This is a genomic window from Dactylosporangium sucinum (assembly GCF_014647515.1).
Taxonomy (GTDB): domain Bacteria; phylum Actinomycetota; class Actinomycetes; order Mycobacteriales; family Micromonosporaceae; genus Dactylosporangium; species Dactylosporangium sucinum.
Genome location: NZ_BMPI01000002.1, coordinates 69,215 through 83,207, shown reverse-complemented (window position 1 = coordinate 83,207; position 13,993 = coordinate 69,215). Strand labels below are relative to the sequence as shown.

Annotated in this window: 12 protein-coding genes; 4 read left to right on the top strand and 8 right to left on the bottom strand. The window is 73.3% G+C overall.

All coding sequences use genetic code 11. The annotated features are described in order from the left end of the window. Nucleotides 1-272 precede the first annotated feature (272 nt). A complete protein-coding gene (locus IEZ31_RS01520; RefSeq protein WP_190247861.1) occupies nucleotides 273-692 on the top strand; it encodes a PPOX class F420-dependent oxidoreductase in 420 nt (139 codons plus the stop codon). A gap of 4 nt (nucleotides 693-696) precedes the next feature. Here IEZ31_RS01520 and IEZ31_RS01515 read toward each other — a convergent pair whose 3' ends face one another. After that, entirely contained in the window at nucleotides 697-2,160 is a 1,464-nt protein-coding gene (locus IEZ31_RS01515; protein ID WP_190247860.1) for a M1 family metallopeptidase, read from the bottom strand. 104 nt (nucleotides 2,161-2,264) lie between these two features. Here IEZ31_RS01515 and IEZ31_RS01510 point away from each other — a divergent pair, with 104 nt between their 5' ends. Further along, nucleotides 2,265-2,738, top strand: coding sequence for a GNAT family N-acetyltransferase (locus tag IEZ31_RS01510; protein ID WP_190247859.1), 474 nt, complete (start codon nucleotides 2,265-2,267; stop codon nucleotides 2,736-2,738). Nucleotide 2,739: 1 nt separating this feature from the next. On the opposite strand, the gene IEZ31_RS01505 is transcribed toward IEZ31_RS01510, so the two are convergent. The 5 genes from IEZ31_RS01505 to IEZ31_RS01485 are packed head-to-tail and all read right to left on the bottom strand — an operon-like array spanning nucleotide 2,740 to nucleotide 8,330. After that, on the bottom strand, nucleotides 2,740-3,954 hold the full coding sequence (locus IEZ31_RS01505; protein WP_190247858.1) for an ROK family protein: 1,215 nt from the start codon (nucleotides 3,952-3,954) through the stop codon (nucleotides 2,740-2,742). Between the two features lie 22 nt (nucleotides 3,955-3,976). Then, entirely contained in the window at nucleotides 3,977-5,395 is a 1,419-nt protein-coding gene (locus tag IEZ31_RS01500) for a glycoside hydrolase family 5 protein (RefSeq protein ID WP_190247857.1), read from the bottom strand. A gap of 13 nt (nucleotides 5,396-5,408) precedes the next feature. Further along, a complete protein-coding gene (locus tag IEZ31_RS01495; RefSeq protein ID WP_190247856.1) occupies nucleotides 5,409-6,227 on the bottom strand; it encodes a carbohydrate ABC transporter permease in 819 nt (272 codons plus the stop codon). Beyond that, nucleotides 6,214-7,092, bottom strand: a complete 879-nt coding sequence (locus IEZ31_RS01490) for a carbohydrate ABC transporter permease (protein WP_190247855.1) — start codon at nucleotides 7,090-7,092, stop codon at nucleotides 6,214-6,216. Before IEZ31_RS01490 ends, IEZ31_RS01495 begins: the two co-directional genes overlap by 14 nt. Continuing rightward, entirely contained in the window at nucleotides 7,092-8,330 is a 1,239-nt protein-coding gene (locus tag IEZ31_RS01485) for an extracellular solute-binding protein (RefSeq protein ID WP_190247854.1), read from the bottom strand. Before IEZ31_RS01485 ends, IEZ31_RS01490 begins: the two co-directional genes overlap by 1 nt. Before the next feature lie 354 nt (nucleotides 8,331-8,684). Between IEZ31_RS01485 and IEZ31_RS01480 the strand changes: the two genes are divergently transcribed. Continuing rightward, on the top strand, nucleotides 8,685-11,300 hold the full coding sequence (locus IEZ31_RS01480) for an AfsR/SARP family transcriptional regulator (protein ID WP_190247853.1): 2,616 nt from the start codon (nucleotides 8,685-8,687) through the stop codon (nucleotides 11,298-11,300). A 120-nt stretch (nucleotides 11,301-11,420) separates the two neighbouring features. Here the strand turns inward: IEZ31_RS01480 and IEZ31_RS01475 are convergent, their stop codons facing one another. Both IEZ31_RS01475 and IEZ31_RS01470 read right to left on the bottom strand, forming a co-directional pair. Then, nucleotides 11,421-12,611, bottom strand: coding sequence for a cation:proton antiporter (locus IEZ31_RS01475; protein ID WP_190247852.1), 1,191 nt, complete (start codon nucleotides 12,609-12,611; stop codon nucleotides 11,421-11,423). A 6-nt stretch (nucleotides 12,612-12,617) separates the two neighbouring features. Further along, a complete protein-coding gene (locus IEZ31_RS01470) occupies nucleotides 12,618-13,100 on the bottom strand; it encodes a cation:proton antiporter regulatory subunit (RefSeq protein ID WP_190247851.1) in 483 nt (160 codons plus the stop codon). A 234-nt stretch (nucleotides 13,101-13,334) separates the two neighbouring features. Here IEZ31_RS01470 and IEZ31_RS01465 point away from each other — a divergent pair, with 234 nt between their 5' ends. Beyond that, complete coding sequence (locus tag IEZ31_RS01465; protein WP_190247850.1) at nucleotides 13,335-13,985, top strand: hypothetical protein; 651 nt, start codon at nucleotides 13,335-13,337, stop codon at nucleotides 13,983-13,985. Nucleotides 13,986-13,993 lie beyond the last annotated feature (8 nt).

The window sequence follows — 13,993 nt, the reverse complement described above, 5'->3', positions numbered from 1 at the left end:
GCGGGCAGCCGGGCGGCTTACGCCTGTGCCGCGCCGCGTCGCGCAGGGTCGTGCCGCGGCCGGCCCATGATCGATGGAGACTTCCGGCTGCCATGGCAGCCGAATCCGTCCATCGATCATGGGCACCCACCTCGGGTGACCGGGCGCGGCGGCCCGAGAGCAGCAGCGGCAGCACCGATCCGGTCGGCGGGTGCCACTGGCCGGCGAGCGGGTCACCCCCTTGCTCGCGCGATCGGTGCGTCGCCGCGCGCAACACTGCAGGTGTGGCAACGATGACGGATCAAGAGGTGATGGACCTCCTCGGCGAGGGCACCCACACGGGCAAGCTCGCCACGGCCGGTACCCGGGCCGACCCGCACGTCGCGCCGATCTGGTTCGTGATCGACGGCGGCGACCTCGTCTTCAGCACCGGCACCGAGTCGGTGAAGGGACGCCACCTGCGGGCGAACCCGCGGGCGGCGCTCACCGTCGACGTGGAGCGGTTCCCGTACCAGTTCGTGGCCGTGCGGGGCGAGGTCACCATGGCCGAGGACCCACCGGACCTGCGCCGGTGGGCGACCCGGATCGCCGAGCGCTACGTCCCCAAGGGGGAGGCCGAGCGCTACGGCGAGGTGAACAGCGGAGCCGGCAACCTGCTGTGCCGGCTGCGCATGGAGCGGCTCACGGGTGAGCGCGACATCGCCGTGATCTGAGGCGCTACTTGGGCGTGGTGGGCGAGTCGAGCCAGGTGTTGATCAGGGACGTGAAGTCCTTGCCCGTGTGCTGGTTCACGAACGCGATGAACGACGCGCGGTCCTGGGTCGTGTTGCGGTGCTTCTGGGCCCAGTCGGTGGCCATCGCGAAGAACGCCGTGTCGCCGATCTGCTTGTGGATCTGGTGCAGCATGAGCGCCGGGCACATGTACACGTTGCTCTCCGCGAAGCTGTCCGCCTTCGGCTTGCCGGGCGGGCCGAGCCGCTGGCGCAGGCGGGCGTCGACCCCGCGGGCCCAGTCCTCCCACGCCTTCGCGGTGACCTTGTCGCGCTCGTTGGTGTAGAGGTGCTGGGCGTAGGTCGCCCAGCCCTCGTTCAGCCACAGGTCGTTCCAGTTCGTCGGGGTGACCGCGTCGCCGAACCACTGGTGCGCGTACTCGTGCAGCAGGTCGGCGTCGAACCCGGTCTTGAAGGCGGCCTCGCTGCCGTAGTCGGGCAGGCCCATCGTGATCATCTGCTGGGTCTCCATGCCCGACGCCGACGGCACCATGAGCACGCCGCCGCTGTCGAACGGGTACGGCCCGAAGCGCTGCTCCAGCCAGGTCAGGTACTGCGGCGACTTGCGCAGGTAGGGCAGCGCCTTGTCGTCGGCGCCGGCCCGCCACCAGTAGGTGAGCGGGATCCCGTGCGGCCCGGCGGCCGTCTCCTTCTGGTACTTACCGACGGCGAGCGTCGTCAGGTAGCTCGCCACCGGCGCCGTCGCCGTGTACTTGAACGTCGTGCCCTCCGGCGCCTGCGCCGTGCCGGACGCGATCGCCGACCACCCCTCGGGCACGGTCACCGCGATGTCGTAGAGCGCCTTGTCCGACGGCTGGTCGTTGGCGGGGTACCAGGTGGAGGCCCCGTACGGCTCCTGCATGGTCCACAGGCCGCCGTCCTTGGTGACGGTGAGCCCGAGCGGCTCCGAGTCGGTCCGGTGCGACGGCATCGGCACGGTCGTCGGCGTGCCGTGGTACTTCACGACGAGCGTGGCGAACGCGTCCTTGGCCAGCGAGCCGGCGACCGTGAGCTTGGTGTCCGCGACGGTACCGCCGGCCGGCGCCCCGTTCACCGTCACCTCGTCGATCGTGTAGGCCTTGGAGAAGTCGAGCTTCAGGTCACTGACCGCGGCCGCGGCCCGGATCCGCAGCGTCGCCGTCCCGGTGAGGGTCTTCGTGTCCGGCTTCCAGTCCAGGACGAGCCCGTAGTGCAGCACGTCGAGCGCGGGGTTGCCGTAGCCGGGATACATGGGGTCGGCGACGGGCGTGGACGTCCCGCCCTGCCAGGCGGTGTAGTCGACCCCGGCGGAACTGGGGGCGGCGGTGCTGGGCGCGGTGCTGCCGGAGGCCGCGGGGTCGGGCTCGCTATCGGTGCACGCGGCCGTGAGCAGGGCCGCGACGAGAACGCCAGAGATCAAGATACGACGCACGGGCGTGACCATACGGTACCGGGCGCCCCCGCGAGGCCCCGACACAACGACCCCGATACATCCCACCAGCCCACCCGGCCCACGGCGGCGGTACGATGCCGGCCGTGATCGAGACCTCGCGGCTCGTGCTGGAGCCGCTCGACCAGGATGCGCTGCGGGCCGTGGCCGGCGGGGAGCGGACCGGCCGGGCGTGGCATGCGGAGTTCCCCGTCGAGGACGACCGGGACGCCGCCCGGATGACCCTGCGGCACCTCGATCCCGTGTTCGGGTGCCTCGCGGTCGTCGAGCGGGGCAGCGGGAACGCGGTCGGGACCATCGGGTTCTTCGGGCCGCCGGACGAGCGGGGGGCCGTGGTCGTCGGGTACGGGCTGGTGCCCTCCGCACGCGGGCAGGGGTATGCGACCGAGGCGCTGCGGGCGCTCGTCCGGTTCGCGTTCTCCAACGATCAGGTGCGGCGGATCGAGGCCGATCCCGATCGCGCCAACCGTGCCTCGCACCGGGTGCTGGAGAAGGCCGGGTTCGTGCGCGGGCGTGCCGACGGGGACGCCGTCTGGTACGCCGTCGAGCGGGCCGGCTGAGTCAGCGCTGGGCGATCATCGCCTCCAGCGGGAGCAGCGCGGAGCCCGTGGCCACGGCGTCGCCGCCGAAGGCCGCGTCCAGCAGCCGGAACTGGGCGCCCGGGCGGGACAGGCTGTGCGCGCGGATCGACTCCTCGATGCGGGCGGCCAGGGACTCCATCAGGCGCAGGCCGACCCAGCCGCCGATCACGATCCGCTCCGGGCCGGTCAGGTTCACCATGCCGCCCAGGGCCGCGCCCAGGCAGTCGACCACGTCGTCGACGACCGCCGCGGCGGACGGGTCGCCGGCCGCCGCCGCGGTCAGGAGCTCGCCGATCGCGCGCCAGCCCGAGCCCTCGAAGGTCGCGCCCGTGCGGCGCCAGGCGTCCAGGATCGCGTCGGCGCCGAGGTAGGCCTCGACGCAGCCGCGGTTGCCGCAGCGGCAGGGGCGGCCGCCGCGCTCGACGACCGTGTGGCCCCACTCGCCGGCGCTGGAGTGGGAGCCCTGCATGAGGCGGCCCTCGGTGACCACGCCCAGGCCGACGCCGCGGCCGAGGAGGACGACCAGCGCGTGGCCGGCGCCGCGCGCGTTGCCGAACCACAGCTCGGCGCGGGCCTGCATCTTCGCGCCGTTCTCGGCGAGCACCGGCATGCCGACGTCGCACAGCGACGTGACGGGGACCGGCGGCCAGCCGAGGCTCTGCGCATACAGCAGCTGCCGGCCGTCGGCGCCGACCTCGACGATGCCGGGCAGGCCGAGGCCGATGCCCAGCAGGGTCGGCCAGCGGGCCGCGTGCCGCTCGCGCAGCGCCTCCAGGGCGTCCTGGAGGTCGACGCCGATCTTCTCCGGCGACTCCTCCTCGGCACCGCCGCGGAACTCGCGGTCGATGCGCTGCATCGACAGGTCGAACATCTCCACCGCGACGCCCCGCTCGCCGATGTCGGCGCCGATCGTCACCGCGCTCTCGGCGCGCGGGGCGATGACCGCGATCGGCCGCCCGCCCCGCGACGACACCGAGCCGCGCTCCTCGACCAGGCCGTCGGCGATGAGGGCGGCGACCAGGTTGGCGGCGGACGCGGTGGACAGGCCGCAGTCGCGCGCGATGTCGGCCCGGGTGGTCTGCTGGGCGAGGATGACGTGCCGCAGGACCAGCGCGCTGTTGCGCTGCCGCAGGGTGGTGACCGTCGACACCTCGGGAAGGCCGGTGCTGTGCCGGCCGGCGGCGAGGTCGCTCATGGTTGCCCGATCATACTCGTCGTCAGTCCCCGCTCAGCTCGATCGCGCGCAGCCGGGCGGCGGTCGTGGCCCGGGCGACGATCCGGTCGCCGTGCCAGCGGACCTCGAAGGACCCGTCGCTGTCGACCCGCCAGGCGGCGGGCCGGCGCTCCAGGGGGAAGTGCAGTTCCTCGCCGGCCGGCACGCTGATCGGCGCGGTCTCGTCGGCACCGTACGGCTCGCCGAACGGGTGGTGCCACACGTTCGCGGTGTCGAACCCGGCGAACCGGTCGCGGAAGCGGGCCCGCTGGTCGATGTAGCCCCAGCCGGGCACGCGCAGCGGCGCGCGGCCGAACATCGCGTTGACCACGTCGGGGCGCCGCTCGCAGGCCGGCAGCGCCACCGCGTCGAGGAACCGCAGCAGGACGCGCCAGGCGGTGTCGGGGTCCACATCGGACGCCGGATCCGCGATGAGCTCCCAGCCGTCCGGCCGCCGCGCGGACAGCGGCGACGTGCGGGTGTCGAGCTTCTTCCACGGCCAGAAGTTCCAGCCGATGCCGTGCTGCTCGTAGAGCCGGTGCGCGGTGTAGATCCACTCGGGCGTGTTCTCGCCGCCCTCGCCCATGTAGATGGGCAGGCCCAGGCGGTACCGCGCGTCGAGGTACGGCTGGATCGAGGAGCGGTCGGGCGGGCACCAGTAGCGGTGGAACTGCAGCGCCGAGTTCGGGTCGAGCACCTCCGTGAAGATCGACCAGTTGGTCGCCCAGTGCGAGCCCTCGTAGACCAGCAGGTGGTCGGGGTCGACGGCGCGGATCGCGGCGGTCAGCTCCCGGTACAGCTCGACCAGCTGGGCGGCGTAGACGTGCTGCCACTCGTTCGGCAGCGGCTCGTTGAGCAGGTCGTACCCGAGGACCACGGTGCGGCGACGGTACCGCCGGGCGATCTCGGTCCACAGGTGCACCGTCAGCCGCCGGTACCGCGGCACCATGAACAGCTCCGGTCGCCCGTTCGGCGAGTCGTCGATGTTGGTGCCGGTCTGCCCGCCGGGCGCCCCGTGCAGGTCGAGCAGCACCCGCAGCCCGTGGCGCTCGCACCAGTCCAGCAGGTTGTCGACGTGGGCGAACCCGTCCGGGAGGAACTCGCCGTCGTCGGACATGAGGACCCGCGAGTTCAGCGGCAGCCGCACGTGGTCGAAGCCCAGCGCGGCGATCTCGGCCACGTCGGCCTCGGTGACGAACGCGGCGCGGAACCGGGCCCAGAACTCGGCGGCCCGCTGCGGCCCGACGAGCCGCTCGACGTGGGCCTCGATCTGCCGGGGCGAGCTGAGGTCGTCGCCGAACCGCCACATGTACCCCTCGGGCAGCAGCCAGTTGCCGAGGCCGATGCCCCGCAGCAGCAGCGGGCGGCCCGCGCCGTCGAGCAGCTGTGCGCCGTCGGCGCGGACGAAACCTGCGAGTCGCATGAACTTCAACGCCTTACTTGAGACCGGACATGGTGAAGCCCTGCACGACGAACCGCTGCAGGACGGCGAACACGGCGAGGATCGGCACCACCATGAGGGTCGCGGCGGCCATCTGGAGCGAGGGGTTGGTGGCGATCTGCCGGTTGAGCAGCGACACCCCGACGGAGAGCGTGTAGAGGCGCTCGTCGTCGGCGACGATGAGCGGCCACAGGAAGCTGTTCCACCCGGCGATGAAGGCGAGCACGGCCTGCACCGCGAGGATGGGCCGGGACAGCGGCAGGACGACGCGCAGGAAGATGCGCGCCTCCCCGGCGCCGTCGATGCGGGCGGCCTCCAGCAGCTCGGCCGGGATCGTCGACATGAACTGGCGGAACAGGAACACGCTGAACCCGGAGACCAGGCCGGGCAGCGCGATGCCCAGCAGCGTGTTGGTGAGCCCGAGGCCGTTGAGGATGAGGTACGTCGGGACCATGGTGACCTGGACCGGGATCATCATCGTGACCAGGACGAGGAAGAACAGCGGCTCCCGGCCGCGGAAGCGGAACTTCGCGAAGCCGTACCCGGCCATGGCCATGACCAGCACGCCGGCCATCCCGATGACGACGACGGTGACGGTGTTGAGCAGGTACCGGCCGAAGTCGAGCTCCTCGAACAGCTGCCGGAAGTACTCCAGCGTCGGCTGCTGCGGCAGGACCTTCGGCGGGTAGGCGACGGACTCGCTGCGCGGCTTCACCGAGCCGAACACCATCCAGGCGAACGGGAACGCGGTGACGAGCGCGCCCAGCCCGAGGACGATCCCGATGACGATCGTCGTGCTTCTACGCTTCCGCATCGGTCTTCACCACTCGCAGCTGCAGCAGCGTGACCGCCGCGATGACGACGAACAGGACGACCGAGCCGGCGCTCGCGTAGCCGAACTGGCTCACCGAGAAGCCTTTCTGGTACAGGAAGAGCGAGATGCTCGTCGACTCGCCGAGCGGGCCGCCCTTGGTGAGCACGAACGGCTCGTCGAAGAACTGCAGCCAGGCGATGACGGTCGTGACGGTGACGAAGAGGATCGCGAAGCGCAGCAGCGGGACGACGACGCTGACGGTCGTGCGCAGCTCGCCGGCGCCGTCGAGGGCGGCGGCCTCGCGGTACTCCTTCGGCACCGCCTGCAGCGCGGCCAGGAAGATGATGATGTTCAGGCCGGTGCCCCGCCACACGGCGACCAGCGCGACCGAGAACTTCACCCACAGCGGGTCGCTGAGCCACCGCACCTCGGGCAGGCCCACCGTCGACAGGAGATGGTTGAGCAGGCCGAACTGGGTGTTGTAGAGGTACCCCCAGACGAGCGAGACGGCCACGACGGCGGTGATGGCGGGCACGAAGTAGAAGCTGCGCAGCGCCCGGAAGTACCGGTTCCCGGAGCGGTGCAGCAGCAGCGCCACCGCGAGGGACAGCACCACGACCGACGGCACGCCGACGACGACGAAGATGCCGGTGTTCGTCAGCGCCTGCCAGAACTCGTCGTCGGCGAACAGCCGCTCGTAGTTGGCGAGGCCGGTGAAGCCGATCCGGTCGCGGTCGCCGAGGCCGGCGAGGTTGAGGTCGGTCAGGCTGACGCCGAGCGCGACCAGGATCGGCAGGACACCGAAGGCGAGCAGCAGCACCATCGCGGGGCTGATGAAGGCGTACGGTGCGAGGCGCTGTCTCATCAGTTCACTGAGGTGGCGCCGGTGGCGCTGTACAGGTTCTTGAGGGCGGTGTCGCGGCCGTCGCCCTTCAGCACGATCGAGTTGAGCGCGTCGAGCAGCGCCTTGCCGGTCTCGCCGTCCCAGTTCGGCACCAGCGGGAGCAGCCGGGCCGTCGCGAGCTGCTTGGCGTAGACCTGCACCAGCGGGTCGGCGGTGAGGCTGCTGTCGGTGAGCGCCTGCTTCACCGTCGGCAGCTGGCCGTCCAGCTTGTACCAGGTGAGCTGGGTCTGCGGCTCGGACAGGTAGTCGAGGAGCTGGAGGGCGCCGTCGCGGTTGCCGGTGCTGCCCCAGACGCCGAGGCTGGATCCGGCGAGGAGGGATGCGTCGGTACCGCCGGTGGGAATCGGGGCGACGGACCACTTGCCCTTCAGGTCGGGCGCGGCGGCGCTGACGGCGCCGGCGAGGTACGGCCCGGAGACGAGCATCGGCACCACGCCGGACGTGAAGCCCTGGACCTGGTCGAAGTCGGCGTTGGTGGGCACGCTCTTGTCCGCGTAGAGCCCGGTGTAGAGGTCGACGGCCTTGCCGAACTCGGGCGTGTCGAAGGTGATCTTTCCGGACGCGTCGACCACCTGGCCGCCCTGCGTCCACGTCATGATGACGGGCAGGGCGCTGTCCCACTGCGGGATGTAGTACCCGTACCGGCCCTTGCCGCGCTGCGCGAGCGTCCGGGCGTCGGCGCGCAGCGCGTCCCAGGTCTTCGGCGGCTCGCTGATGCCGGCGGCCTGGAGGATGTCGGTGCGGTAGAAGAGCACGCGGGTGTCGCTGACCCACGGGACGCTGACGACGTTGTTGCCGATCGCGGTGGCCTTCCCGGCGACGCCGTCGAGGAACTTGTCGGCGGCCAGGTTCGGGTGGTCGGCGAGCGTCTTGTCGTCGAACGTCATCAGCGCGCCGGAGCTCGCGAACGTGCGCAGTTTCGACAGGCCGATCTGCAGCACGTCGGGCCCCTTGCCGGACGCGACGGCGGTGGTGAGCTTCTGGTCGATCGAGTCCCAGGGGATGGCGACCGCGTCGACGGCGATGCCGGTCTTCGCGGTGAAGGGCTTGACGAGCTCCTCGAAGTGGGCGGAGCTGTCGCCCATGATCCAGACGGTGAGCTGCTTGGGGTCGGCGGCGGACCCGCCGCCACCTCCTGAGCACCCGGCGCTGCCGAGCGCGGCGACCAGCACGGAGGCAATGAGGGCACGACGTCTCATGGCGGAGGCGAACCTTTCGGGACGGGGGCGTACGTCCATTCTTATGCGGCTTACGCTAAGCCATAGAAAAAGCCTCCACAACCCCCTGACCTGTCGATGCGCGCGGCCTGCGGTCCGTTTCAGAAGTTGACCTTGGTGGGTTTCGGCCGCCGGGGCAGCGGAAATCCACCAAGGTCGACCGGGGCCCGCGCCCGTACCGCGTCGGCGCCGGTCACGCTGGCGGCGATCCGACCGCCGCGCGGTACGGCATGCGACAGATGATCACCGCAACCTCCCGGCCCCGCCAGACATCTGACCTGACATCTGACCACACATCTGCACAGGTGCAGGCGAAGTGAACCACTGGGAGCGTGCATGGCTGACCCGCGATTCGGCGTCCTCGGACCACTGGAGGTCACGCTCGGCGAGCGGCCGGTGGACCTCGGCGGCCTCCGCCCCCGCATGCTGCTCGCGCTGCTGCTCAGCACCGGCGGCCAGGAGGTGGCGTTCCACCGCATCGTCGAGGTGCTCTGGGGCGCCGAGCCGCCGGCGACCGCCCTCGGCACCGTGCACAGCCACCTGGCCCGGCTGCGTCGCGCGCTGGAGCCGGACCGGCCGCCGCGTTCGCCGTCGCGGGTTCTGGTGCGGGTCGGCGCCGGGTACGCGGTGCGGCCCGCCCCGGGCTGCTTCGACGCCGACCGGTTCAGCGGCCGCGCCACCGAGGGGCAGGAGCTGGTCGCCGCCGGCCGGCACGGGCCGGGCCGCGAGCTGCTCGACGCCGCGCTCGCCGAGTGGCGGGGCGGTGCCTACGCCGACTTCCCCGACGCGCCGTTCGCCCTCGCCGCCGCGCGGCGGCTGGAGGAGCAGCGGGTCCAGGCCCGCATCGACCGCATGGCAGCCGAGCTCGGGCTGGGCCGGCACGAGGCGGCCGTGGCCGAGCTGTCCGGGCTGGCCCGCGAGCACCCCGGCCGGGAGCGGCTCTGGCAGCTGCTGGCGGTGGCGCTGTACCGCTCCGGACGCCAGGTCGACGCCCTCGCCGTGCTCCGTGAGGCCCGGGCGACGCTCTCCGGCCGGTTCGGCGTCGACCCCGGCCCGCCCCTGCACGCCCTCGAGGCGGCCATCCTGCGGCACGAGCCGGTCACGCTCGACGGCCCGGCCCCCGCTCCGGCCGCGGTCGAGTTTCCGGTACCGGCGGCGCCGATCGTCGGGCGGAGCGCGGAGCTGGCGGCGCTGGGCGACCTGCTGCGCGCGGCCCGGGTCGTGACGGTCACCGGCCCGCCGGGCGTGGGCAAGAGCCGGCTCGTGCAGGAGTACGCCCATCGGCACGCGGAGCTGACCGGGGTGCCGCCGGTGCTCTGGCCGGGCGAGCCGGGGCCGGAGACGCGGCTGCTCGTCGTCGACGGGTCCGGCCCGGTGCCGGCCGAGCGGCTCGCCGCGTCGACCCGGGTGCTGGCCGCCGCGCGCGAGCCGCTCGGGCTGCCGGGGGAGGCGCTGCTGGAGCTCGGCCCGCTGCCGCTCGGCGACGCCGTCGACCTGTTCGTGGCGCGGGCCGCCGAGGCGCCCGACCGGGGGCTGGCCGCCGCCGTCTGCACGGCGGTCGGGTGCCTGCCGGCGGCCGTCGAGCGGGCCGCCGCCCTGACCCGGGCGCTGCCGGTGGCGGCGCTCGCGGTACACCTGCGTGAGGATCCGGCCGGGCTGCTCGGACCCGCCGCGGACCCGATCGGCGGGGCGCTCCTGCCGGGCGACGCCGCGCTGCTCGGCCGGCTGGCCGTCTTCGAGGGCGGCTTCGACCTCGACGCGATGGACGCCGTCGCCCCCGGGCAGCGGGCGCGCCTGCCCGGGCTGGTCGCGCGGTCCCTGGTGCAGGTGGTGCGCGACCGGGAGACCGGGGTGGCGCACCGGTACCGGCTGGGGCGCCCGCTGCGGCAGTACGCCGCCGGGCTCATCGACGACGACGAGCGGGCCCGGGCCGTGCGCCGCCACCGCGACTGGGCGCGCCGGCTGTCCGGCGAGGCCGCCGCCGGCCTGCGCACGGCCGCGGCCGACGACTGGCTGCGCCGCCTGCACCGGGAGCGGCGCAACGTCCGGGCTGCCCTGCGGCACGCGCTCGCCGACGGCGACGGGGCCGCCGCGGTGGACGTGGCGGGCGGCGTGGCCTGGTACTGGTTCCACCACGGCGCCACCGCCGAGGGCACCGCGTGGTTGCGCGCCTCCCTGGCGGCCGCCGGCCAGGACCGCTCGTCGGCCGGCCGGGCGGCCCGCAGCCGGGCGCAGCTGGGCCTGTCGGCGCTGCGCTCGATCGCGGGCGACGTCCCCGACGCGGTCGCCCAGGCCCACGCGGCGGTCTGGGAGGCCGAGCGGGCCGGGCACGACTACCTGCGCGCGGACGCGCTGTGCGCACTGTCGTTCGTGGCGGCGGCCTCGGGCGACGCGGCGTTCGCGGGTGCCGCCGCCGCTCGCTCGTACCGCGCCGCCGACGTCGTCGGCTGGCCCGACCTGCGGGCCCAGGCCGGCATGGTGTCGGGGCACGCGCAGTACCTCCGCGGCGACCTGACCGCCGCCGCCGACCTGCTCGCCGAGGCCCGCCGCTCGGCCCGCAAGTGCGGCTACGGCTGGGTCGTCACGGTCGCGGGCTGGCTGGGCGTCGAGGTGGCCCTGGACCAGGCCCGCCACGACGAGGCCCGTCAGGCGGCGCTGCTGCTGTCCGGCCGGCTGGGCGACTCGCCGACGGTGAGCTCCTGGCTGGTGACGACGCTGTCGCTGGCCCGCGCGCTGACGCTGACGGGCGACGGCGAGGCGGGTGCGCTGCTGTGGGGCGCGGTGACGGGCATCGGCCGCACGGTGGGCCTGACGGCGCAGCGGATCGGCCGCGCCCACGCCCACCGCACCCGCCACGGGGCGCCGGCCCACCGCCACACGGCCGCGTACGTGCGCGGCCTGGAGATGGACCGCGCGGAGGCGGTGGCCCTGATCGCCACCCTGGCCCCGTAACGGCGCCGGGCTCCACGATCAAGGGAAACGTCTGGTCGCTCCGGCGGCCGGAGGTTTCCCTTGATCATGGGCCGGGCGTTCCTGTTCGGATCGCGCCGGCGCCGCTGCACGCCGCGTGACTCAGGCGGCTTCGACCGCCGGCTCCGGCTCGGTGCCGCGGCGGCGCAGGCGCCAGCGCACGATCGGCTCCAGCGACCGGGCCAGGATCGGGCCGGCGACCGCGAGGACCAGCACGTACGCGGCCGCGAGCGGGCCGATCTTGTCATTGAGCCCGGCCGCCACCGCCAGGCCGGCGATGACGATGTTGAACTCGCCGCGCGGGGTCAGCGCGATTCCGGCCCGGGCCCGGCCGAGTGGGCCGATCCCGGCCCGGCGGGCCGCCCACCAGCCGGTCGCCGCCTTCGTCGCCAGGCCCACCGCGGCCAGCAGCAGCGCCCAGCCGAGCATCGGCGGGAGCGCGTTCGGGTCGGTGTGCAGGCCGAAGAAGACGAAGAACACCGCCGCGAACAGGTCCCGCAGCGGCGACAGCAGCTCCCGCGCGGTGTGCGCGAGGGGCCCGGACAGCGCGATGCCGACGAGGAACGCGCCGACCGCCGCCGAGACCTGCAGCAGCTGGGCGACGCCGGCCACCAGCACCGTGAGGCCCAGCACCTTGAGCAGCAGGACCTCCTCGTTCGGCGAGCTGACGAACCGCTCGACGTAGCGGCCGAACCGCAGCGCCACGATGAGGATCACGGTGATCGTCGCCGCGGCGATCGCGAGCGTGGTGAGCCCCGCCATCAGCCCGACGCCGGCCAGCAGCGCGGTGAGGATCGGCAGGTAGACCGCCATCGTCAGGTCCTCGAACACCAGCAGCGACAGCACGATCGGCACCTCGCGGTTACCGAGCCACTGCAGGTCGGCGAGCACCTTCGCGGTGATGCCGGACGAGGTCACGTACGTGACGCCGCCGAGCGCGACCGCCGCGACCGGGCCCCAGCCCAGCAGCAGCGCCACGGCGACGCCCGGCGCCGCGTTGAGGACGAGGTCGACCAGGCCCGCGACGGCGTTGTGCCGCAGCGTGCCGACGAGCTCGGGCGCGGTGTACTCCAGGCCGAGCGTGAACAAGAGCAGGATGACGCCGATCTCGGCGCCCGTGGCGGTGAACTCCTCGCTCGTGGCCAGCGGCAGGATGCCGCCCTTGCCGAACGCGAGGCCGGCCAGCAGGTACAGCGGGATGGGGGAGATGGAGAACTTGGCGGAGAGCGCCCCGAGCAGGCCGAGCCCGAGGATCACCGCGCCGATCTCGATGAGCGCGACGGCACCGTGCATGCGCGGTCAGCCGTTGGAGAAGATGTTGGAGACCGCCGCCGTGCCCTCGGCCGTGCCGACCACGACGACGAGGTCGCCGGGGAGGAAGCCGAAGTCGGGCCGCGGGCTGGCCAGGATCTGCCCGGCCCGGATCACGGCCACGATCGACGCGCCGGTGCGGGTGCGGGCCTGGGTGTCGCCGAGCGAGCGGCCGTCGTACGGCGAGCCGGCGATGATCGGCACCTGCGCCGTCACCAGCCCGGTGACCTGCCGCTGCAGGTCGGCCAGCCGCTCGACGATCCGCGCGGTGCCGAGCAGCTCGGCGACGCCGTTGGCCTCGTCGGTGTTCAGTGCCAATGTGGCCGCGACCGTATCCGGATCGTCAGGGTCGTAGAGGACGATGTCCCGCCGTCCCGAGACGTGCGACACCACCGCCGCGTGCTGGCCCTTGGCGGTCACGAACTCGTGCCGCAACCCGATGCCTGGCAGTGCCGTGCGTTCCGCGTCCACCGGTCGAACCCTCCTCATGGTCATGCTGAACTGGCCCACTGTCCCGGACCGATATGGCCGAATTACCGTTGAATGATGACAGTTCTGTGACAAAACTGCTCGTCCCGAATGTTCATCCGGGTGTTCCCTCCTGCTGGCCAACGATCGGCAGACTCGGCGCGTACCAAGATCCTCTATTCGGAGTATGCCTTGGCCACGCGCGGACGACAGCGGTGGCGGGGAGCGGTGTGCCTGGTGGCGCTCGCGGTCCTCGCCGGGTTCGCCGTTCCCGGGACGGCGGCGGCGCACCCGTTCGGGGACCCGCAGGCCGTCGCCGTCGGCCTCGGTGACGGCCGGCCCGACGTCGTTCGGGTGCGGTGGCGGGCCGGCGGGCTCGACGACCTGACGCTGCTCGGGGTGTCGCTCGGCATCCTGCCGCAGGACCGGGTCATGCTCGACGGCGCCGTCTTCTACCGCGACGCCGACGCGGCGGCCATCGCGCCCGCGCCGGCCTTCGCCCGGTACCTCCTCGACCGGATCACGGTCAGCACCGCGGGCCGCGCCTGTCCGGGCTCGGTCCAGCCCGTCGAGGACCTCGCCAAGCGCGGCGTGACGGTCGACTTCGCCTGCCCGGGGCCGGTCGGCGTCGCCTCGGTCGCGGTCCGCACGCTGACCGACCTCCACCCGGCGTATCAGACCCTGGCGACCGGCCCGGACGGGCAGCGCACCGTGTACCGCCAGGGCGCCGAGTCCCACGACTGGCCCCTCGGCGAGGTGCCGGCGACCGCGCCGGCGTCGGGAAGCAGCGCCGCGATCCAGCTCACCGCCGTCATCGCCGGCGTCCTCGTCGCGATCGCCGTCGTGTGGCTCGTCGGGCGCCGCATGCGGCGGCGGAGGCTGGCATGAGCGGTTCC